Annotated in this window: 21 protein-coding genes; 12 read left to right on the top strand and 9 right to left on the bottom strand. The window is 67.3% G+C overall.

The genetic code is table 11. From position 1 onward, the window contains the following. Nucleotides 1–147: 147 nt before the first annotated feature. On the top strand, nt 148–1,335 hold the full coding sequence (locus NNX34_RS12470) for an ROK family transcriptional regulator (RefSeq protein WP_255766847.1): 1,188 nt from the start codon (nt 148–150) through the stop codon (nt 1,333–1,335). Between the two features lie 40 nt (nt 1,336–1,375). Here the strand turns inward: NNX34_RS12470 and NNX34_RS12465 are convergent, their stop codons facing one another. After that, nucleotides 1,376–2,533: an FAD-binding oxidoreductase gene (locus tag NNX34_RS12465; RefSeq protein WP_255766846.1), complete on the bottom strand. Its 1,158-nt coding sequence runs from the start codon at nt 2,531–2,533 to the stop codon at nt 1,376–1,378. Nucleotides 2,534–2,621: 88 nt separating this feature from the next. Here NNX34_RS12465 and NNX34_RS12460 point away from each other — a divergent pair, with 88 nt between their 5' ends. After that, a complete protein-coding gene (locus NNX34_RS12460; protein ID WP_255766845.1) occupies nt 2,622–3,665 on the top strand; it encodes a nucleoside hydrolase in 1,044 nt (347 codons plus the stop codon). Here the strand turns inward: NNX34_RS12460 and NNX34_RS12455 are convergent. The 7 genes from NNX34_RS12455 to NNX34_RS12425 all read right to left on the bottom strand — a co-directional run bounded on the left by NNX34_RS12455 (nt 3,652) and on the right by NNX34_RS12425 (nt 12,938). Continuing rightward, the gene (locus NNX34_RS12455; RefSeq protein WP_255766844.1) at nt 3,652–4,524 is read right to left on the bottom strand and encodes a 3-hydroxyacyl-CoA dehydrogenase family protein; all 873 of its coding nucleotides are present in this window, start codon (nt 4,522–4,524) and stop codon (nt 3,652–3,654) included. The genes NNX34_RS12460 and NNX34_RS12455 overlap by 14 nt on opposite strands. Continuing rightward, complete coding sequence (locus tag NNX34_RS12450; protein ID WP_255766843.1) at nt 4,505–5,311, bottom strand: enoyl-CoA hydratase/isomerase family protein; 807 nt, start codon at nt 5,309–5,311, stop codon at nt 4,505–4,507. The genes NNX34_RS12455 and NNX34_RS12450 overlap by 20 nt, the downstream gene beginning before the upstream one ends. Before the next feature lie 85 nt (nt 5,312–5,396). After that, nucleotides 5,397–6,446: an SGNH/GDSL hydrolase family protein gene (locus NNX34_RS12445; protein ID WP_255766842.1), complete on the bottom strand. Its 1,050-nt coding sequence runs from the start codon at nt 6,444–6,446 to the stop codon at nt 5,397–5,399. Between the two features lie 117 nt (nt 6,447–6,563). Beyond that, entirely contained in the window at nt 6,564–8,606 is a 2,043-nt protein-coding gene (locus tag NNX34_RS12440; protein WP_255766841.1) for a hypothetical protein, read from the bottom strand. A 239-nt stretch (nt 8,607–8,845) separates the two neighbouring features. After that, complete coding sequence (locus NNX34_RS12435; protein WP_255766840.1) at nt 8,846–11,299, bottom strand: hypothetical protein; 2,454 nt, start codon at nt 11,297–11,299, stop codon at nt 8,846–8,848. A gap of 116 nt (nt 11,300–11,415) precedes the next feature. Next, complete coding sequence (locus NNX34_RS12430; RefSeq protein ID WP_370647271.1) at nt 11,416–11,853, bottom strand: class F sortase; 438 nt, start codon at nt 11,851–11,853, stop codon at nt 11,416–11,418. A 251-nt stretch (nt 11,854–12,104) separates the two neighbouring features. Next, nucleotides 12,105–12,938, bottom strand: coding sequence for a hypothetical protein (locus tag NNX34_RS12425; protein ID WP_255766839.1), 834 nt, complete (start codon nt 12,936–12,938; stop codon nt 12,105–12,107). A 167-nt stretch (nt 12,939–13,105) separates the two neighbouring features. Between NNX34_RS12425 and sigK the strand changes: the two genes are divergently transcribed. Then, on the top strand, nt 13,106–13,804 hold the full coding sequence (gene sigK, locus NNX34_RS12420; protein WP_255766838.1) for an ECF RNA polymerase sigma factor SigK: 699 nt from the start codon (nt 13,106–13,108) through the stop codon (nt 13,802–13,804). Continuing rightward, complete coding sequence (locus NNX34_RS12415) at nt 13,801–14,559, top strand: anti-sigma factor domain-containing protein (protein ID WP_255766837.1); 759 nt, start codon at nt 13,801–13,803, stop codon at nt 14,557–14,559. The genes sigK and NNX34_RS12415 overlap by 4 nt, the downstream gene beginning before the upstream one ends. A gap of 69 nt (nt 14,560–14,628) precedes the next feature. Here the strand turns inward: NNX34_RS12415 and NNX34_RS12410 are convergent, their stop codons facing one another. Then, nucleotides 14,629–14,937, bottom strand: a complete 309-nt coding sequence (locus tag NNX34_RS12410) for a hypothetical protein (protein WP_255766836.1) — start codon at nt 14,935–14,937, stop codon at nt 14,629–14,631. A gap of 312 nt (nt 14,938–15,249) precedes the next feature. On the opposite strand from NNX34_RS12410, the gene NNX34_RS12405 reads away from it, so the two are divergent. The 8 genes from NNX34_RS12405 to NNX34_RS12370 all read left to right on the top strand — a co-directional run bounded on the left by NNX34_RS12405 (nt 15,250) and on the right by NNX34_RS12370 (nt 21,504). Next, nucleotides 15,250–16,362, top strand: a complete 1,113-nt coding sequence (locus tag NNX34_RS12405; RefSeq protein WP_255766835.1) for a DUF475 domain-containing protein — start codon at nt 15,250–15,252, stop codon at nt 16,360–16,362. Nucleotides 16,363–16,374: 12 nt separating this feature from the next. After that, on the top strand, nt 16,375–16,965 hold the full coding sequence (locus tag NNX34_RS12400; protein WP_255766834.1) for a TerD family protein: 591 nt from the start codon (nt 16,375–16,377) through the stop codon (nt 16,963–16,965). A gap of 28 nt (nt 16,966–16,993) precedes the next feature. Continuing rightward, nucleotides 16,994–17,575 (top strand): TerD family protein, encoded by a 582-nt coding sequence (locus NNX34_RS12395; RefSeq protein ID WP_255766833.1) that lies wholly within the window; start codon nt 16,994–16,996, stop codon nt 17,573–17,575. Between the two features lie 28 nt (nt 17,576–17,603). Beyond that, complete coding sequence (locus NNX34_RS12390) at nt 17,604–18,185, top strand: TerD family protein (RefSeq protein ID WP_255766832.1); 582 nt, start codon at nt 17,604–17,606, stop codon at nt 18,183–18,185. A gap of 93 nt (nt 18,186–18,278) precedes the next feature. After that, a complete protein-coding gene (locus NNX34_RS12385; protein ID WP_227923330.1) occupies nt 18,279–19,472 on the top strand; it encodes a toxic anion resistance protein in 1,194 nt (397 codons plus the stop codon). 38 nt (nt 19,473–19,510) lie between these two features. Then, nucleotides 19,511–20,029, top strand: a complete 519-nt coding sequence (locus NNX34_RS12380) for a hypothetical protein (protein ID WP_255766831.1) — start codon at nt 19,511–19,513, stop codon at nt 20,027–20,029. Further along, nucleotides 20,029–20,580, top strand: a complete 552-nt coding sequence (locus tag NNX34_RS12375) for a TerD family protein (protein WP_255766830.1) — start codon at nt 20,029–20,031, stop codon at nt 20,578–20,580. Before NNX34_RS12380 ends, NNX34_RS12375 begins: the two co-directional genes overlap by 1 nt. 3 nt (nt 20,581–20,583) lie before the next feature. Continuing rightward, complete coding sequence (locus NNX34_RS12370; RefSeq protein WP_255766829.1) at nt 20,584–21,504, top strand: hypothetical protein; 921 nt, start codon at nt 20,584–20,586, stop codon at nt 21,502–21,504. Nucleotides 21,505–21,507: the final 3 nt, after the last annotated feature.

Genomic DNA, 21,507 nt, shown 5'->3' with positions numbered 1-21,507 from the left:
TCCGGTGTCAATGGTTCCCGGACGAATAAGCTTCCGCCCCGCACGCGGTGCGGGCTGCCGGAGGATATTTTGTTGCCGCCCCCAACCAAATCATGACGGCGACAGGTAGGCTGGAGGATGACCAGTAACCGGGGAGGAAACAAAGACGTGGAACGCGGCATTATCAGCGCCCCTGCACCGGCAAGCCGCGGTACCGATAACCTGCGGTCCGCCAACCTCTCCCGCATCCTGACCCTGCTGCACCGGAACGGGCAGCTCTCCCGCGCGGATCTGACCCGGCTTACCGGCTTCAACCGCTCCACCATCGGTGCCCTCGTCGGCGAACTGGCCGGCATGGGGCTGGCTTACGAGACGGATCCGCCCGCCGGACGGGTCGGCCGGCCCAGCCCGCTGGTCCACCCCAACGAGCGGGTGGCCGCCGTAGTGGTCCATCCCGACGTCGACGCCGTGACCGTCGGCTTGGTGGGACTGGGCGGCCGGGTGCACCGCCGGGTCCGCCACGACACGGTTTCCCGGCCGAGCGTGGCCGAGACGGTAAGCATCACCCGCGCCGTGCTGGCCGGGATGGCTCCGGACCTGGCCGGAATGGACCGGATTGCCGGGGTCGGCGTGGCCGTTCCCGGGCTCACCCGCACCTCCGACGGCCAGGTGCTGCTGGCACCGCACCTGGGTTGGCGGAACGAGCCGCTGGCCGCGCCCCTGGCCGAGGCACTCGCCCTGCCTGTCTTCGCCGGCAACGATGCCACCCTGGGTTCAGTGGCCGAGAGTCTCTTCGGTGCCGCCGTCGACACCGACAATGCCGTGTACCTCAACGGCAGTGCGAGCGGGATCGGCGGCGGGATCATCGTCGCCGGCAGGCCGCTGCGCGGGGCGGACGGCTACGCGGGCGAGCTCGGACACACGCTGGTCCGCAGCGACGGTGAACGGTGCCACTGCGGCCGGCGCGGCTGCCTGGAAACGGAAGTGAACCTGGCCGGACTGCTGGAGGTGCTGGGCCTGGACCGTGCGGACCAGGACACGCTGGACGCGGCGATGGCCGAGCAGCAGACCGCTGCAGTCCGCGCCGAGGCGGACCGGCAGCTGGATCAGCTGGCAGTAGCGCTGACGAACTTCGTGAACATCTTCAATCCGGACACGATTGTCCTGGGCGGTTTCCTCGGCACCCTGTTTGCTTCCAATCCCCAGCGGCTGACCGACGCCGTTGCCGCCGAGGCGGTGGCGGGCCTGGGCCGGCGGGTACAGCTGCGCCGGGCGGCGCTGCGTTCGGAACTGCTGCTGGTCGGCGCCGCGGAGCTGGCCTTCGCTCCCGTGCTGGCCGCGCCGCGCGCCGTTTAGGAACCGGCCTAGGAACCGGCAAGCCTAGAAACCCGCCGGCTTAGGAGTCCCAGCCGAAGCTGAAACGCTCGGGCCGGAACGGTTCCAGCAGCGGGTGCCGGCGGCCGGTGAGGATTTCCGCGGCCACCAGCTCCCCGGCGATCAGGCCCAGCGTGGCCCCGGAGTGCGTGAAGGCGGTCCAGCAGCCGGGCAGCGCGGCAAGCTCACCGAGCACCGGTTCACCGTCCCCCGGCACCGGTTTCAACCCCGGCTGCCGGCTCTGCGGCACCACCTCCGGATGCCCGGCCAGCACCCGGCTCGCCTCCGCCGCCAGCTCGACCGGCACCTCGGGATCCACGCTCCAGCTGCCGTCCTCCAGGCGCTGCACCCGGTCCAGGTACCAGGTGGAATCCATGGCGAGCCGTCCGCCGGGGTGCGGGCGCAGCGAGATCCGGGGCGTGTTCAGCACGGCCCGCAGTCCGTGGTCCACCGGTTCGCTGATCACCAGCATGGCCGGGTCGGAGGCGTCGGGCAGGTGGACGCCGGCCTCGGCGAGTACTGCGGGGGTGCCGGCTCCGCAGGCGACGACGACGGCGTCGGCCCCGTATTCTTCCCCGCCGGCGGTGCGGATCCCGCGTGCCCTGATGCCGCCGTCGGGCCCGGCGCCGCCCGGAACCGCGCGGGTAACCGTGCACCTGCCGGCGTGTTCAATCAGGGTGCCGCCGCGCATCGTGAATTCCTCGGCCAGATACCGGACCAGGTGCGGAAGCGACACCCAGCCTTCGCCCGGGTTGACCAGCACCCGGTGCGGCAACACCCCCGGGTCCACGCCGGGCACCACACCTGGAACGTCTTCGCGTTCCAGCATCCGGGCCTCGTAGCCCTGCCGGGTCTGACCGTTGTGCCGCTCGACGACAACGAACGGGTCGTCATCCCAGTACAGGCCGCCGTCGAAGGCAAGCCAGTCGATGCCGGGATTCTGCGCCAGCAGGGTCCGGTACCGGTCGATACCGGCCATCCGCAGCCGGTAGTAATCCTCGCCGTAACCGCCGCCGGCGTTCAGCCAGGACAGCGAGCGCCCGGAGGCTCCGCTGCCCACCTCCGCTTCCGTCACCAGCAGCACGTCCGCACCGCCGCGCAGCAGCTGCACCGCAGTGGAAAGTCCCAGCACTCCGCCGCCCAGGACGGCGACGGTATCCGGCGGAAGCGTGATCGGCATGCCTTTCCCCTTCATGAAGTACCGCAGGGTTTAATTCTCTGGTTACCTTGTCAGGTAATTTCCAGCAGGTTAAGCGAAAGACGGCGCCGTGCATTCTTCTTCCTCCCCCGATCAACCGCGCCGTATCCCGGTGATTGCCGACGTCGACACCGGCGTGGACGATGCCCTGGCCCTGACCTTCCTGGCCCGCAGCCCGCGCATCGACCTGCGCGCCGTGACCTGCGTGGCCGGGAACACCGACGTCGACCAGGTACTGCGCAACACCCTGGACGTGCTGGACCTTGCCGGACGGCCGGACGTTCCGGTGGCCCGCGGGGCGGAGCGGCCGCTGATCAACGAGCCCCGCAATGCACACGCCTTCCACGGCGCCAACGGGATCGGCGGGCTGCAGCTGCCCGCCGCCAGCGCATCGGCTTCACCCCTGGCCGCCGTCGAACTGCTGCACCGCACCATCGAAGACTCTCCGGAACGGGTGACCCTGCTGGGCATCGGCCCGCTGACCAACCTGGCGGTGTTCCTGCGGGCCTACCCGCTCACGGCCCGGAAGCTGGAACGGATCGTGTTTATGGGCGGATCCGCCGGGATGGGCAATGCCACCTCGCATGCCGAGTTCAATGCCTGGCATGATCCCGAGGCGCTGGCCGTGGTGCTGGAGAGCGGCGTGCCCGTGACCATGTACGGATTGGACGTCTTTATGCTCGCGACCCTCGATGCGCCGCAGTACCTAAAGCTGGAAGCCTCCGCGGATCCCGGTGCCCGGCTCGTGGGCTCCCTGCTGGCCTTGGGCGCCCGGACCCGGGCGGCCGGAGATGTCCTGGGCGCGGAGCCGCTTCCCACGGTGAGCGCCAATGACGGCACCCTGGACCCCATGACCATCGGCGACGCCGGTGCCGCCTGCCTGATCGCTGCACCGGAAACCGTGGTGCTGGAGGATTACCCGGTGCGGGTGGAGCTCGCCGGGCACAGCCGCGGCCAGACCCTGGTGGACCGGCGGAGAATCGCCGGCGAGGACACGGTGCACGGCCTGCTCGCCCCGGCTCCGGTGATTTCGGTGGCCATGGCGCTGGACCACCCCGCCATGGTCCGGACCTTCCTGGACACGGTGGCTCCGGGCGAAGCTATTCGTAGCTGAAGAAGCCCTGCCCGGTCTTCCGTCCGAGTTCGCCGCGGGCCACCTTCTCCCGGAGGATCTGCGGCGGCGCGAAGCGGTCCCCCAGTGTCGAGTACAGGTACTCGGCAATCCCCAGCCGGACGTCCAGTCCCACCAGATCCGTGGTGCGCAGCGGGCCGGTGGGATGGCGGTAGCCCAGCGTCATGGCGGCGTCGATATCCTCGGCGGACGCCACCCCCTCCTCGACCATCCGCATGGCCTCCAGGGCAATGGCGACGCCGAGCCGGGAGGATGCGAAACCGGGCGCATCGCGGACGACGACGGCGGCCTTGCCCAGGGCTTCGATCCATTCCTGTGCGCTGGTGGCCAACTGCTCCGACGTCCGGGCGCCGAGGACCAGTTCCACCAAACGGGAAGCCGGCACGGGATTGAAGAAGTGCAGGCCGCAGAAGTTCTCCGGCCGCTTCAAACCCGCAGCCAGCCGGTCCACCGACAGCGAGGACGTGTTGGTCGCCAGCCAGGCGCCGTCGTCGAGCTGTTCCTCCACAGCGCGCAGGGCCGCGGACTTCAGCGCGAAGTCCTCCGGCACCGCCTCCACCACCAGGCCGCAGCCCGCAAACTGTCCGTAATCCACGGCGAAGGCGGCACGGTCGGCGAGCTCTTGGGCGCTTGCGTCCGTATCCCCGCGTTCCACGCTTTTGGCTAGGGACCCGGTGATCCGGGTGCGGGCGGCGTCGGCGGCTTCCCGGTCCCGTTCGACCACCACCACCTCCGCTCCGGCCAGGAGGAAGGCGTGGGCAATACCTGCTCCCATGCGTCCGCCGCCCAGCACCCCTACCCGTGCCGGAACGGTGCCGGTGTCAGCGCTCTCGAGGGCCACGGGAATTCTCCTTGCGGTCGAGGAAGTCCTGCATGCGGTCGAACTTGGCCTCGGATTCAAAGAGGATTCCCTGGGCGAGGTTGTCGATCAGCGGATGGGCTTCACGCGGGGCGGCGAAGGCCGCTTTGGTCAGGCGGAGGGCCAGCGGATCGGAGGCGGTGATGCGGTCCGCGAGCGCGTGGGCGGCGGCCAGCAGGCCGGCGGGGTGGTGGAGTTCGGTGATCAGCCGGACGGCCAGTGCTTCCTCCCCGGACAGGATCCGTCCGGCCAGCAGCATGTCTTTGGCGAGCGGCTCGCCCACCAGCTCCTTCAGCCGCCAGGTGGCTCCGGCAGCCGCCATGATTCCCAGCCCTGCTTCGGGCTGACCGATCTTCAGCCGTGGTGTGCCCAGCCGGAAGTCCGCGGCGTAGGCCAGTTCCGCTCCGCCGCCCAGGGCAAATCCGTCCAGTGCGGCGATGACCGGCAGCGGCAGGGCGGCTATCCGGGTGAAGAGGCCGGAGTTGATGCCGGCCAGGGCGTCATCGCGGCGGCGTTCGCGCAGCTCGGTGATGTCCGCCCCGGAGGCGAAGATCCCCTTTCCGCCGGCCTCGGTACCGGAGAGGATCAGGACCCGCGGCTGCCGCTCCAGTTCGGCGCAGACCGCATGCAGTTCCTTCACCATGGCCGCGTCAATGGCGTTGCGGACCTCGGGCCGGTGCAGCTGGACGTGGACCCGGTCCGCTCCCTCGCTCACCCGGAGCGTGGAGAATCCTGCGAATGCCTGGGTCTGCTGCGGGGGTTCCGTCACGGTGCGCCCGTCCTCTCGTTGCGGGCCGGCGTCCTTGCCGGCAGTCCTAGTATTACGCAGGCACCGGGCTTTGCCGTGATGCGGCTCACTGCGGCACGGGGTGCTCTGCGGCCCAGCGGACCAGCTCCGCGGTCATGGCACGGTAGCCCGCAGAGGTGGGGTGCAGCAGCTCCTGGCTGGCGGTAAACGAATCGGCGGCCTGCAGCAGCCCGGAGACATCCGCGGCATGGACAAACGGTTCCGGGCTGCAGGCGCCGTGTCCGGCCAGGGCCTGTTCGACGGCGTCCGCGTAGTAGACGTTCGGCGCGGAGGAGCTGTCCACGGCGGACCGGATGACGGCGTTCAAGTCATTGATGAGGTCCCGGCCGAAGCGTTGCTCCTCCGTGCTGAGCCGGCCGCAGTCGCCGTCTGGCTCATCGAAAAGCTGGGGGTACGGAAGCACCAGCACGGGAGCAGGGACGGCCGTCGCGACGCTGGCATAGGCGTCCATTAGGTCGGCCTCGAGGCCGGACAGCTGCTCCGCCGCGTGGGCGGCCAGTTGCGGGTCATCGCTGCAGGGAGTGGTTTCCAGCAGGCAGGCCTGCAGGATTCCGGCGAAGTCGAGGTTGTTGCCGCCCACCGAGAGCACCACCAAGGTCGGTTCGAAGCCCTGCAGCTGCTCCAGCTGCGCCGGGACCGTGCCGGGGTCGGTAGTCGGTCCGGCCCCGGGATCCAGGGCGGCCAGCCGTTGCGAAGCGGTCAGGTGCCCGGTGGTGGCCCGGGAACATGCGAGGTTCGCGATGTTCTGCGGGGCAAACAGTTCCGCAGCGGGCGGGTGGAGGCTGCGGTGGCAGGAATCCCGGACGCCGGACACCGCAGGCCGGTAATCGCCGGCCCCCTCTCCCGCGGCGAAGGAGTCGCCGAGGATAGCCAGGCGTCCGGCGTCGCCGGTTACCTCCGCGAGCCAGCCCGAAGGCCGGGGCGGTAACGGCGTGGAGGTTGGGCTCGGGGTGGGATCGGGGCTGGCCGCCGTCGTCGTACTGCCCGACGGCGGTCCCGCGGCAGGGGCGGTCGAGCACCCGGAGAGCAGCATTGCGGCCCCCACGATGCCGGCTGCTGCACGCCGCTTCGCGCCGGAGCCTGCGGAGTTTTTCATGAGCGCCCCTGAATCCTTGAGCGGGTGGAAGTTAAAGGCCGGCGGCCGGCGTCGTTGGCAGTGATAACCCGCACCAACGACGTCGGCCGCCGCGTCATACCTATTACTTAGGGCCGTTTACCGACGGCGGCCCAGCGCCTCGTTCACGGCCGGATCGCCGAGCTGGCTCAGCCAGGTCAGCAGTGCCGGGTAGGTGGACGGGTTGGCTGCCACGACTACCCGGGCCCGCGGGTGGGTAGCCAGCTCCTGGAGCCGGACCAGGGGTGTGGCCGGATCGGCAGCTTCGGCCAGGAGGGCGGCATCCGGGTCAGCGGCCGGCGTACGCCGAACGGTATCCTCGGACACTTCCTCATCCTGGTCCTGGGCCTGGTCCTGGTCCGGCGACTCAGTTACCGCAGTCTGCACGGGTTCCCGGGCCGGAGCGGGTTCCTGGACGGGAGCTGCGTGCTGGGGCGCCTGGACGGGAGCCTGTTCCACCACCGGTTCCTGCACGGGAGCCTGCTGGGGCTGAACCGGTGCCTGCTGCTGAACGGGCTGTCCAGCGGGCTGGCCCTGCTGCGGGAACTGCGGCTGCTGAGCCCCAACGAAAGTGGCCGGCGTCGGAATGGCGGGAACCTGTGCCCGGGCCGGAGCCCCTTCAAAGGCGAAACCGGTGCCCGAGTTTCCGGAAGCGGGCAGCGACTTGAAGTGTGCCCGCGCAGCCTTGTCCAGCCAAAGCACGGCCAGAACCGCGAAGGGCATAACCCAGGTCAGCACCATGATCAGGGACATGACCGTTCCGATCGGCAACGGCGCGGTGCGCGTCGTCGAATAATCCAGGTCCTGGACTTCGAAAAGGATCATGAGGATCAGCGACAGGACAAACAGGGCACCCGCATACACGCTGCCCATCACGAAGGCGGACCGCTCGTCGCGGGCGGCAAGCTTCCGGACCACTACGGTGGCAGCCACCAGCAGGAGCGCAAGGACCAGGCCCACGGACCACGTGGCGACGCCGTCGAGATCCTCCAACAGGGTCTGCACCAGCCCGACCACCATGAAGACGGCCAGGGCCGACGCCAGGATCAGGGTCAGGAGCAGCAGGGGGCGGAGGGCAGTGAGCCGGTCCGCAGGGGCAACTGCGGTCCGGTGCGTGGTGCGGGCGACGGACGGAGCGGAAACCGCAGCGCCGAAGGCCATCCAGAAGAAGGTGGAGAACCCGGCAACCCCCGGGAAGAAGCCCTCCCCAAGTGAATCCACACCCATGAGTGCCAGCATGGTGAGGAAAGCCGCGCCCACACCGAGTGCCGCACCGGCAAAGCGCCAGGCGTCGGAGCCGCGGAAGACCTTCAGGGCAACAAGCCCCAGGACCCCCACTGCAAGGAGCGCGGCAACAATCTGCGCAATCAGGAACAGCCACGCGCCGGCGCCTGTGTAGTAGTCATGCGCGTCCATAACAAACAGGATGATCTGCACGATGGTGACGACGGCGGCAAAGCCCGCAATGCCCAGCATGACGAACAGCCAGCGCCGGTGGCGGGCATGATCGACGTCGCCCGGGGCTATTTCACCCTTCCGGGGCTGTGCAGCGAGGAGGGCACCGGCGAGTCCGACGGCGACGGCGCCGCCCAGGTAGCGGTAGCTGTCATCCCCGAAGCCCGATACCAGGCTCAGGACGAAGTACACCAGCACCAGGATGATGTACGGGAGGTTGGCCAGGAGACGAATGTCCTGGATTTTCCGGTAGCCGACCGTCGGGCCGAAGACGCCGCCGCGCCACAGATAGCTGATGCCCAGGGACAGGATGCTCAGGAGGGTAATCAGCAGTACGTCAACGCGGGCACCGGCTTTGGTGCCGTCGTCGTAGCTGCTCGTGCTGATGGTCCACGTCATGAACAGCGAGGCGAAGAGGGCCAGGAACGCGATGCCGTCCCGGACGTAGTCGCTGACCGGAACCCCGGCAAAGGGGGACGGACGCTTGGTGCCGGAGGAAGCCTGCGCCTGGGCCTGGCCGTAGCCGGGGTTACCCGGATACTGCTGCTCTTGACGCTGCTGGGCCGGCTGACCGTACCCACCCTGGCCGTAGGCCTGGCCGGCCTGGCCGTAGGCCTGGCCGGCCTGGCCGGGCTGGCCATAACCGTGCTGACCCGCCCCGACTGCGGCGAGCTGCCGGTCTTCCACCGATCCGGCGGTTGGTGCTGCGGGATGGGCGGCAGGTTCCGTACCCGGCGCGGAGGCTGCAGAAGCGGGCGCGGCACCTATGGCATACCCGCACTCCGCACAGAACCGGCCCCCCGGTTCTTGTTGTTTCCCACATTCGGGACAGAATTTCATAACGCCTTCCTTGGATCTTCAAGAATCATTTACGCCGGTGGTCCGGCAGACCCGGCGACGGGCTGAACCGCCGCCGGGAAGCGGTGCTACTTCGTCTTGACCGCGACCGTATAGCTCACAAGAGCGAAGTCGCTCTCGGGAGTCGAGGACAGTATCTGGACTTTCAGCTCGTGGTCCTTCCCGTCAGCGGGGTAAGCGATGGAGTATTCAGTCCGCTCCCCTGCCGGGATTTCAACTTTCTCTTCCTTACCGTCCATCGTGACCCCGATCACGATCGTTGATGTCGTTGACCCGAGGGCGCTGATCTCCAGATCGGCTTCAACGTCGGTGCTCGAGAGGGTGTGGCTCTTCACGGACTCTGACGAGGCACCGGTGGAGAGCACACCGTAATCGCTGCTGATGTACGAACCGGAAGGCACTGAGCCCGCAGAGTAATCCGAGTCAGAGTAAGACTCTTTCGAGAAGTCGTATCCCTTCCCCTCAACCAGGGTCAGGTCGGCGGAGTACTCGAAGTCCTTGCCCTTTTCGGCGAACTCTTCCTGCCATTCCGGGCCGGCAAAGACCACGAGCTTGTAGTTGCCTGCCTCGACCTCATCGCCCCATCCGAGGTCCGCGATCTGCTCCTTGCCGTCCTCGGAGTACACCAGCATGTCGCCGAAGTCGCCGTCTTCTGCCTGCAGGGCCATGTCCTCGTCCACCTTGAGGTTCAGGACCGCGAAGCCGGCCGAGTTGAACTCCACCTCGGTGGATTCGTCCACGCTGATATCTCCGGTGGCGTCCTCGGTGTTCGCGAGCTGCATCAGGGCCAGGGCCTGCTCACGGGTCAGGGAATCGGTCCAGTTGATGATCCAGTCCGCGACGGTGTGTCCCAGGCTCACCCGCCACTTGCCGTCCTCCTCGATGGTGGTCAGGCTCATGATCTTCGCACCGCCCAGCATCTCCACGGAGGGCTCAATGGAGTAACCGGAATCGCCGAAGCAGATGCTGTCGGACTCCCGCTCGCCTTCGATGCAATCGCTGGTCAGGGTGATCTTGTCGCCGTATTCGCTTTCAACGGTGATGTTCTCGACGACGGCGACGGCACGGTCGCCGTCCTTGTCACCATCCGTGAAGCGCACGTCGCTGATGTTCAGCTCTTCGCCGCCCGCCCCGGCCATCATGTCGTCAAACAGGTCCTGGTACAGGTACAGCAGGCTGCCTTCGTGGATGGACAGCGTCCCGGCCAGCGGCTCCAGGCTTCCCTCGGAAACCACCTCCGGCACCGCCTCTACTGCGGCCTGCGCGGCTGCAGCCGGGCTGTCGCTGCCGCCCGCTGTTTCGGGAACGCTGCCGCGGTCATTCCCTTCACCCTCGTTGATGATTTCGGCGATGCTGTACATCGGGCTCACGTACCAACGGCCGCCACGTTCCGTGGCCACCAGGGTCAGCGGAGAGCCGTCCGCTCCCAGTTCATTGAGCTGGACGGTTTCATCGATCTTTTCTTCGTCTTCGTAGCCGCCCGCCTCGAGACCGGAGCGGATGGCTCCGGTGGTTTCCGCCGGATCCAGCTGGATCCGTGCCTCACCGGTGGTGTATGTGATCAGCGCAGTGGAGTCGTCGATCTCGGTGACTTCGGGATCGACACCCTCGAAGGTGATGCTGATGCCGTCGAAAGTCAGTTCGTCGTCGATGTCGGCGTCTTCGTCGGCGACCTTGTTGATGGCTTCCTCCAGGCCGAATTCCTCGACCTTGTCCATCACTTGTTCCTGGATGCGCTGGAGCGGTTCGCGTTCCTCCGGCGGCACCATGGTGGCCAGTCCAATGATGTCCTTGGACTCGATGGCCTCCACCACCTTGTCGGCAGCGCTTTCGGCGGACCCGGCACCTCCGCGGACCATGTTCTGCACGATGAAGAACGCCGCCAGCCCCAGGATGACCAGGAGTGCCAGTACGGAGACCAGGATGATCGTCAGCTTGCGGGAAGGCTTCTTGCCGCCCGACGACGGCGCGCCGGGTCCGGTGGGTCCCTGCGGGCCGGCGGGGCCGCCGTCGTTGGGAGCGCCGTAAGTGGGACCGCCTGAGTTAGGACCGACTGCCTCCGGGCCTCCGGAGGCGTGACCTGAGCCGGCGTAGCCGGTGCCGGGCTGGGATGCGGCGTGCGAGACAAAGGGCGGGTCGAAAACTGAAGTCGGTGCTCCCGGAGCGCGCATGGCTGCGGTCTGCTGTTCGCTGTGCTGCTGGGCCGGATGCTGCTGGGCCGGAGCCTGGTCGAAGCGCTGCGTCGGCTGCTCGGCCTTGGCCTGGTCGAAGCGCTGCGTCGGCTGCTCGGCCGGGCTCTGGGAGTCGACGGCCTGCGGCTCGGTCTGAGGGGAGCCTGCCTGCGGGGCTGCGTCCTGCGGGGAGTCGGCGCGGTGCGTACCGGAATTCGGGGCCGCATCGGCTTCCGTGCCCTGAGGTGCGGCGTTTTCGCCGCCCGACTGTGCCGGCTGAGGCGCCTGGCAGTTGGTACAGAATTTCCAATGCGGCTGCAGTTCAGCGCCGCAGGACGTGCAGTGTTTCAAGACTCCCCCAGGATGTCAGCAAGGACCCGGAAGGAGTAAGTGATGGTCCCCCCGAGCCAACAGATACGTACGGCACTAGACCCTAGCACGGGCCGTGGTTCGGCTGGGGGGCAGGTTCAGCGGGTGAGACTGGCGTAAACAACGTAGTTGTCGTCGAAGGTTCCGGTGGAAGGGTCAAAACCGTCGCAGGTGATCAGGCGCAGCTCCGCACCGGCGGTATTGCCGTAGACCGCGAGCGTAGGGAACTCGTCCTTGCCGTATTGCTCTCCCCGGTCCACCGAGAAGACCGCGGTGGTCCCGTCTTCCCGGGCAATTTCAAGCCGGTCGCCGGGCACCAGGTTCCGCAGGCCGGCAAAGACTCCCTCGCCCCCGCCGGTGGCGTTGACATGTCCCAGCAGCACGGCGGGCCCGCGCTCCCCCGGGGTGGGTGATCCCGTGTACCAGCTCGCCGGCGAACCGGGAGGCTCCGGCGGAACTTCCAAGGAACCGTCCTCCCGCAGTCCTAGATGCAGGAGCCGGGATTTGGTGCCGGTGGCAGGGATAGTTAAGGACACCGGCGCGGAGGGTGCCAGCACCGGAGGAGAGTCAGCCTGCGGGGCTGCAGGCTGGCCTGGCGCGGGGGCCGTGGAATCCGGGGAGGCCGCCGTCGTTGTGGTTGTTGTAAGTGGTCCGGTCTCCGGGGCGGCTGTGCCGCTGCACCCGGAGAGCAGGAGAAGCGCGGCCGCCGCGCAGGACATCAGTCCTGCGCGGCGGCCGGGGCGGGATGCCGTCATGGGAATCGACGCTTCAGCTACGGGGGTCAGTCTTAGGCGTTGGCACGACGGCGGATAGCCATCGCCCCACCGGCCAGGGCCAGAACACCGGCGCCGGCTACGGCAATTCCGGCGGTGTTGCCGTTGCCGGCTGCTGCCTCGACCCCGGTGTCCGCTCCGCCTTCGGGCATCGCATCCATCTGCGAACCGGTGAGCGTGCCACAGGCCGCGGGGAGGGTCGCTGCGGCAGGCAGCGTCTCATCGAGGTCGGACATCTTCTCCGCTGCGGCGGCGGGCATCAGCGCGGGATCCACGCCGTGGACTACCACTACCGCGGACCCGTCCTTCAGTGATGCTGCGGTCTCCGGAGTCAGTTCGAAGGTGCGCTCGTAGGTGTAGGCGGATCCGCCCGGGAAACGATCGATGGCCAGCGCGGAGTCTGCACTGGTGTCACCCTCGGTGGTAAGCGAGTTGCCGATGTGGCCGTAGAACGGATGTCCCTCGGTGGTGTTGACGACGCCGTCGCCGTCGGTGTCCGCATCGGGACCGGGGCAGACACCCTGGGCAGCGATGTGGATGTGCTGGGCGTGCGGGAAGGGACCGTCCATGAAGGTCTCGGCCGCACCGGAGACGTTGACCGTGACCTTTGCTTCCATGCCGTGCACCTCCACCATGGCCTGTCCGGTGGTGCCCGAATTGTTCATGGTGTTCAGCGTGGCCTGGCTCGACCAGGAGTCTTCGCCGTGGGCCATGGCGGGACCCGTCGAAAGGGCCAGCGCACCCAGGGCCAGGGTGGGAACGGCAAGCAGGCGCATCTTCTTGTTCATGATCGGTTCCTTCGTCGTGTCGGTGTGCACATCGAGGTGCGTGCATCGGTCGTTAGACATGGAAGGTTCGGAGCCGATCCGTTCCCGGATGGGTCGTGAGGGAAATTACTTTGAAATCTGTGCGGGCTACCTGTCCGGGGAGATAAGAGGAGCACCCATCCATCGGCGGCCCGGCTGCGAACACTGGGTATGGAGACTCGGTATCTGCGCGGTGCAAAAGTATGACAGTGTTCTCAGCGAACATCTCCCCGTCCGTTGCCTCGGCCGGGGGCCGTCGTCGAAGGGATGACCTGTGGGAGCCCATGACTGACTCGGGAACCGGCCCGACGGACTTCACCGCTCGGCCTGCCTCCGTACCGGAAGACGGGCAGGAGGACCGAGGGCCCGGGCTCGACGATCTGGTGCGTCGCTGCGGCGAAGGTGACGAAACCAGTTTCGCGGCCCTGTATGACGCCACCTCCGCCAAGGTGTACGGGCTGGCGGTGCGGGTGACCCGGTCTCCGGAAATCGCGGCCGAAGTTGTCCAGGAGGTCTATCTGATGGCCTGGCAGCAATCCGCACGTTTCGACCCGGCGCGCGGGACAGTGCTGGGATGGTTATGCACCCTTGCCCACCGCAGGGCAGTGGACCGGGTACGCCAGGTGGCCCGTGAACGCGAGCGGGAACAGACCTACGAGGACCAACGGACGGGAACGCCAGTGGACCAGACATGGCAGGAAGTGGAGCAGGGGATGAAAACCCACGAGGTGCAGAACGGGTTGAGCACCCTCACCCCGCTCCAGCGCGAAGCCGTTGCCTTGGCCTACTACCAGGGATTCACCTATCAGGAGGTTGCCCTGCGCCTGGATATCCCGTTGGGCACGGCCAAGGCACGGATCCGTGACGGGTTGAAGAAGCTTCGCTCGGCTTTGGGGGGACAGTCATGAACCAGCACAGCCAGAACGCCGGGGACCTCCATGAGCTCGCCCCGCTGTATGCCGTGGACGCCCTGGAGCCTGCCGAGCGCGAAGAATTCGAACAACATCTGGCGGACTGCCCCCGCTGCCAGGCGGAGGTCGCCGAATATGCCGAAGTCACCGCCGGCCTTGCTGCGGAGACGGCCCAGACTCCCCCGCCTGCCCTGCGCAGCTCCGTTCTGTCTTCCATCCACGGCACCCAGCCGCTGCCCGGCCCCCGGACCGGGCCGGCCGCCGTCGTCGTCTCCCTGGAGGAACGACGACGACGGCGCGGGCGTCGTCTCCTTGCCGCCGCAGCGGCTGCGGTCCTGCTCCCCGGAATCGGCCTGGCCGGCTGGAACCTGGGGGTCCAGTCGGAGCAGCGCGAGCAGGAACAGCAGGCAGCTCAGGAACAGGACCGGGAAACCCGGCTGCTGGCCGCACCGGATGTCGCCACGCAGCGCGTCGACGTCAACGGCCAACCGGCCACCCTGGTTGTTTCCCGGGAGGAGGATGCCGCCCTGTTCGTCGCGGACACCCTGCCCGATCCCGGCGAGGGACGGGAGTACCAGCTGTGGCTGCTCGAGGGCGAGACTCCCATTCCGGATACGCACTTTTCCGGAGGGGACGTCAGCGTCTGGCTCAGCGGCGACGTCGCCAAGGCCGGAGCCGTGGCCCTGACGGTTGAGCCTGCGGGCGGGTCTGCCACGCCTACGTTCCCGCTGGTGGCCGTCGCGGAGATCTAGGCTTCCCTTTAAAAGGAACGTCCCGCCGCATCGACTTCGTGCAACGGGACGTTCCCAGTGGAGTGGAGGCTAGCGGTCGCCGCGGCGCGCCAATGCTTCGTTCACGCCGGCGTCGCCAAGCGCGCCGAGCCAGGCCAGCAGCTCCGGGCCGGCAGCGGGGTTGGCTGCCACCGCAGGGCGCGCCAGCGGGTGGTCGGTGGCCAGTTCCTGCAGCCGGAGCGGGTCGGTACCCGGATCTTCGGCCTCGGCCAGGATGGCAACCTCGGCGGGGTCCACCTGCGCGGGCGGGGCGGCGGATGCGCCGCCGTTGACGACGTCTGCTGCCGGAATGTTCATAACCGGTTCCGGATTTCCGTTCCCAAACTTTTCGTCCTGCATGCAGTCCTCCTTCAAATGGGTGCCTGAGTAAGCAGGCTTTCCATTATTCTTTCAGACCGCGAGGGCCGCCGCCCAATCGCCGCCGCCTCGTCAAAAGGACTCAACGGACTGCCGCAGTCGGCCGCCGCTCTGGCGCCCTGCACTCCCCTGGCTCTACCCTCTCCGCGAACGTCACCGCCGGTAGTTGCCCGCGGTGTCCGGGGTGCGACATACTGAAGCCTAATTCGATTCGGATGAAGCCATCCTCTACCTAGTTTTTGCCCTTTCCGCCCCCACCGGCTGCGCGCAGGAACTGAAGGAGCTGCAAGCAGAGTGTTTTTCAAAACTTTCGGTTGGTCGTTTGTTATCACGGCCGCCGCGCTGGTAACGGCGTTCTTCTACGGCGGGGTAGAGGCACTCATCCTCTGCGCCATCCTGGGCGTTCTCGAAATCAGCCTTAGCTTCGACAATGCCGTGGTCAACGCGCGCATTCTCGAAAAAATGAGCCCCTTCTGGCAGAAGATGTTCCTCACCGTGGGCATCCTCATCGCCGTCGTCGGCATGCGCATCGTCTTCCCGCTGGTCATTGTGGGCGTCACCGCCAGCATCAACCCGATCGAAGCGCTGCAGCTGGCCCTCGAGAAGGGCGATCCGGACGAGCCGGGCAGCTACGGCTACCTCCTGCATGAAGCCCACCCGCAGATCGCCGCCTTCGGCGGCCTGTTCCTGCTGATGATCTTCCTTGACTTCATGTTCGAAGACCGGGACATCCGCTGGCTGCGCTGGCTGGAAACCCCGTTCGCTAAGGTCGGCAAGGTCAACGGCGCCTCGCTGATCGTCGGCCTCGGTGCCCTGCTGGCCGCCGGTGCCCTCTCGGATCCCTCGCACACCACTGACGTCTTCATCGCCGGCGCCGCCGGCCTGATCACCTACCTGCTGGTCACCGGCCTGGGTGACATGTTCGACGTCGACGGCGACGACGACTTCGATGCCGACGACGTCGAGGCACGCGCCCCGAAGTCCGGCAACGGCGCCCTGGTGAAGGCCACCGGCAAGGCCGCCTTCATGCTCTTCCTCTACCTGGAAGTCATTGACGCATCCTTCTCCTTCGACGGTGTCATCGGCGCCTTCGCCATCACCTCGGACCCGATCATCATTGCCCTGGGCCTTGGCCTCATCGGTGCGATCTTCGTCCGGTCCCTGACCGTGTTCCTCGTGAAGCAGGGCACCCTGGACGAGTTCGTTTACCTGGACCACGGTGCCCACTGGGCCATCGGCGCCCTGGCGGCCATCCTGCTGCTCACCATCGAAATCGAGATCAACGAGGTCATCACCGGCTTGATCGGCGTGGTCTTCATCCTCGCGTCGCTGACCTCCTCGATTGTGCGTAACAAGCGCGCAGCGAAGTCCGCCGGTGCATCCAAAGATCCTGTTTACACAAACTAACGAGGGAGAATCATGGGCCTGAGCCTGCAGAAAGGTCAGTCGCTGTCACTGACGAAGAAGGACGGCGGAGCACTGAGCAAGACCCGCCTGGGACTGGGCTGGGATTCCGCTGCCCCGGTCAAGCGGGGACTGTTCGGCGGCAAGAAGACCGCGGAAGTGGACCTCGATGCCTCGGCCATCTTCTTCGACGCCAACGGCAACGCTGTTGACCAGGTCTGGTACGGCCAGCTCGCGAGCAAGGACGGCTCCGCCAAGCACACCGGCGACAACCTCACCGGCGCCGGCGAGGGCGACGACGAGGTCATCCTGGTGAACCTGGCAGCCGTCTCCCCCGCAGTGCAGAACATCGTGTTCGTGATCTCCAGCTACAGCCGGCAGACCTTCGACCAGGTGGAGAACGCGTTCTGCCGGCTGGTCGACGATTCCACGCCCGGCAGCCCGGAAATCGCCCGCTACCAGCTGACCGACGCCGGCAACCACACCGCCATGGTGATGGCCAAGGTCGGCCGCGAAGGGTCCGGCTGGAGCTTCAAGGCCATCGGCGAACGCGCCCAGGGGCGCACCGTGATGGACCTGATCCCCACCGCAGCCCGCTCGCTCTAACCACCCGCCCATCCGTAAGGAGAGCACCTTGTCCGGCCTGACACTTTCAAAAGGAAGCAACCTTTCCCTCACCAAGGCTGACCCGGGCCTGGAACGGGCCCTGATCGGCCTGGGCTGGGATCCGCGCACCACCAGCGGAGATCCGTTCGACCTGGACGCCTCCGCTCTGCTGCTCGGAGCCGACGGCAAGGTGCGCTCCCAGGATGACTTCATTTTCTACAACCAGCTGTCCGCCAAGGACGGCTCGGTGGTCCACCAGGGCGATAACCGCACCGGCCAGGGCGACGGCGACGACGAGCAGATCCTGATTGACCTCAGCATCCTGACCGACGACGTCGACCGCGTGGTCATTGTGGTCTCCATCGACCAGGCCGAAGCGCGGCACCAGAACTTCGGGCAGGTGCGTGATGCGTACTGCCGCGTGGTCAACCAGGACACCGACGCTGAGGTGGTCCGCTACGACCTCAGTGAAGACGCCGCAGCGGAAACCTGCATGATTTTCGCCGAGATCTACCGCAACCGCGGAGAGTGGAAGTTCCGCGCCATCGGCCAGGGCTACGCGTCCGGGCTGTACGGGGTTGCCACCGACTTCGGCATCGCCCTCGACTAATCCCCACGTCTACAAGGAGCTGAACACCATGGCAGGACTGACCCTCACCAAGGGCAACAACCTTTCCCTCACCAAAACCGATCCCGGACTCCAGAAGGCCGTAGTCGGCCTGGGCTGGGACCCGCGCACCACCACGGGCGAACCCTTCGACCTGGACGCCTCGGCGCTGATGATCGCAGCCAACGGCAAGGTGCGCTCCTCCGACGACTTCATCTTCTACAACCAGCCCGCTGCCAAGGACGGCTCCGTCACCCACCTGGGCGACAACCGTTCCGGCGCCGGCGAAGGTGACGACGAGCAGATCCAGATCGACCTGACGCAGATGGCCGCCGACGTCGACCGCGTGGTCATTGTGGTTTCCATCGACCAGGCCGAGGCCCGTAACCAGAACTTCGGCCAGGTCCGCGGAGCGTACTGCCGTGTCATCAACCAGGAAAACGACAGCGAGATTGTCCGCTTCGACCTCAGCGAGGACGCCGCGCCGGAGACCTCCATGATCTTCGCCGAGGTGTACCGCAACAACGGCGAGTGGAAGTTCAAGGCCGTAGGCCAGGGCTACGCCACCGGCCTGGCCGGCATCGCCACCGATTTCGGCGTGCAGCTCAGCTAGACTCGCTTTTCCAGTTACACCCTGCGGGGAGTGTTCCGCAGGCCGGGACACTCCCCGCATCCGTATACGCAGCTCACAAGAAAAGGCTGGACCATGACCACACCGTTGACTCCCCCGGACGCCACCGAAGCCGCCCTGGTGCTGAAAGCCCCGGAACCGCCCGCTCCGGTCGCTCCCGAGAGCGCCCCGGGCATGGTTCCGGTGCCGGAGGAACGCCGCGTCGAAATCGCCGCCCAGGCCAAGTCCTTCATGGAGGAAGTCTCCAAGCTGGACGCCCGCAGCCCGGAGTTCACCGCACAGGTGGATTCCATCAACAAGCTGGCCGGTGCGGAAATGGTGCAGTCCGCCGGATACTCCACCCGTCTGCTGGACCGTTCCTCCACCTCCGTGGCCGGGGCGAAGAAGTCCGGCAACGACGCGCAGAAGAAGGTCGCCGTCACCCTGGGCGACCTGCGCAGCACCGTCGAGGACCTCACCCCGAACCAGGCGAACCTGGGCACCGGACGCAAGATCCTCGGCATCATCCCCGGCGGCAACAAGCTGGCGAAGTACTTCCAGAAGTACGAGTCCGCGCAGGTCCAGCTGGACAAGATCATCAAGGCCCTGATGGCCGGCCAGGATGAACTGCTCAAGGACAACGCCTCCCTCGCCGGGGAAAAGGTGGAGCTGTGGAAGACCATGCAGACCCTGAGCGAATACTCCGTGCTCGCCGAGTCCCTGGATGCGGCCTGCGTGGAAAAGGTGGACAAGCTCAAGAACTCCGGGCAGATTGAGCAGGCCAACGCCCTGGAAGCGGATGTCCTCTTCCCCATCCGCCAGCGCCGCCAGGACATCCTCACCCAGCTGGCCGTGTCCGTGCAGGGCTACCTCGCCATGGACCTGATCCGCAAGAACAACGTGGAACTGATCAAGGGTGTGGAGCGGGCGCGCACCACCACCATTTCCGCGCTGCGCACCGCCGTCATCGTGGCCCAGGCCCTGGCCAACCAGAAGATGGTGCTGGACCAGATCGACGCGGTGAACACCACCACGAACAACATGATCCTGAGCACCAGCGAAATGCTCAAGGACCAGACCGCCCGGATCCACCAGCAGGCCTCCAGCTCCGGCGTGAGCGTGGAAACCCTGCAGAAGGCGTTCGACAACGTGTACCAGACCATGGACGCGATCGACACGTTCCGCTCGGAAGCGGCCCGCAACATGGAAGGGACCGTGAAGTCCCTGGAATCCACCATCACGCAGGCCAAGCCGTACCTCGAGCGCTCCCGCCAGAGCGAGTCCCGCTAAATGCCGGGCAGGACAGCACCGGTGGGTAGGAGCAGGCCATGGCAGTAGGCAGGTTCTTCGGTTCCCTCTTCGGCAACTCGCCGGAGCCGGAACCGCCACCGGCGCTGTCCGCGGCCACGCCGCCGTCGGGCCCTGACGCCGAACACCAGGAGACCGTGAAGTCGCTGGAGAACCTGCGCCGGGCCGTGCGCCGGGCGGGCGCCGCCCTGCCGACCCTGGTGTCCTCCATGGTCCGGCAGATCGATGACATCCTGGCGCCGTTGGTCGAATACGTGGGCAGCCACGGCGCCTCCACCGAGCAGCGCGTGCTGCTCAACGCCATCATTACCAATTACCTCCCTACGCCCCTGCGTGCCTACGTGGCCCTCAGCGACCGGGAGCGGACCGAGAGTTCAGAGGCCACCACATTGCTCGTTGACCAACTCACCATCCTGGAAGGCATTGCCCGGGACCTGGAGAACCAGGTCCGCACCGGCGCCATTGCCGAGCTGTCCACCCACGGACGGTTCCTCGATGACAAGTTCTCCCCCTCCTCCCTGACCCTCGGGGACCGCTGATGGGAACCCTGGTAGCCGGCGCCAATGCCGCCCTCACCGCCGAAAACCCCGGCCTCAGCTCCGTCCTGGTGGGACTGGGCTGGGACGTGATCCCCAGCCGCGGGCCCGCCGCCGAACTGGTTCCGCTGACCCTGCTGTGCGGCTCCGACGGCCGGGTCCTCTCCGACGAGCACCTGGTCTTCTTCAACCAGATCGCCAGCCCGGAGGGTTCCGTGGTGTTCGAGGGCGACGACGACACGGAGCAGATCGACGTCGACCTGTCCCGGGTGCCGGACGCCGTCTCCAAGATCGTCTTCGCCGTCTATGCCGACCCGGAGATGCGCGGACCGGGCACCTTCGCCGCCGTGCGCAGCGCCTACATCCGGGTGGCCCGGCCCAACGGCGGGGAGCTGGTCCGGTTCGACCTGCCCTCGGCGAACCGGGACAGCATCACCGCCATGATGTTCGGCGAGCTGTACCGGCACCGCACCGACTGGAAGTTCCGCGCCCTGGGCCAGGGGTACACCACCGGCCTGCGCGGACTGGCTGCCGACTTCGGATTCGATCTCTAGGCGATGGCCGTCAACCGCTCGTCGGCCGTCCGCACCGACCTTCCCTTCCTGAGCCGCCGGGTCAAGCCGCGCGCGGCGGCTCCCGCTGCGCCCCAAGCGGCCACCGCGCCCCAGGCTGCCCCCGCGCCGCGGACGCCGCCGACCCCTGCCGCAGCGCCGCGCACTTCAGCGCCCCAGGCTTCCGCGCCCGCCCGGCCGGCCACCCCGGCTCCGGCTCCGGGGTCCCTTTCACTGTCCCCGCCGCCGCGGCAGCAGCCCGCGCCGTCGGTCTCCCCGTCGCTTTCGCTGGGCCTGTCCCCGAATGCCGAGGCGGCCAGCAGCCGGGCCGCTGCCCCCGCAGCACCACGGCCGACGTCGTCCTCCCGCACTTCCGAACCGGTACGGGCGGAGCCCCTGCACAACAGGCTCTTCCCGGCACCGGGCATGGGCGAGCTGCGCAGCCTGGACCGGCAGAACCCGGTACTGCGCCTGACCCCCATGGAATCCGCCGTGGGCAGCCTCGTGGTTGCCGGTACCGTGCGTGCGGTGTGGGAGGGCCCGGGATACAGCACCGGCTCCATTTCCGCCGGCGAGTTCCGGCCCGAAGACCTGGACGGCGTCCAGGTCCAGGCTCCGGGCAACCGGCCGCTGGTCGGCTATGAAGATGACCTCGCGCTCGTTCCGCTGCGCCATGTTCGAATGCTGCGCCGGGCACTGTTCTTCGCGAAGCCGAAGCAGCCCATGAGCGTGGGGGTCTACAACGGCAAGTCGGTGACCATCCCGGCGCAGGCCGGCCACCGCAGCTACTACGCGCTCTCCGTGATCCGCATTGACGACGTACTCGAACTCCGGGCCGAGGAACTGCCGTACGGCATGGAGTTCAAAGCCATCTGGGAGGCCTTCGGCTTCACCATGACCACCCGCCTCCCCTACCAGGGGCGCTAATCC

The sequence above is a fragment of the Arthrobacter sp. zg-Y1116 genome, from assembly GCF_024385485.1.
In the GTDB taxonomy this organism is placed as follows: Bacteria; Actinomycetota; Actinomycetes; order Actinomycetales; family Micrococcaceae; genus Arthrobacter_B.
Note: the sequence above shows the minus strand (reverse complement) of the source record. Positions and strands in the feature narration are given on the sequence as shown.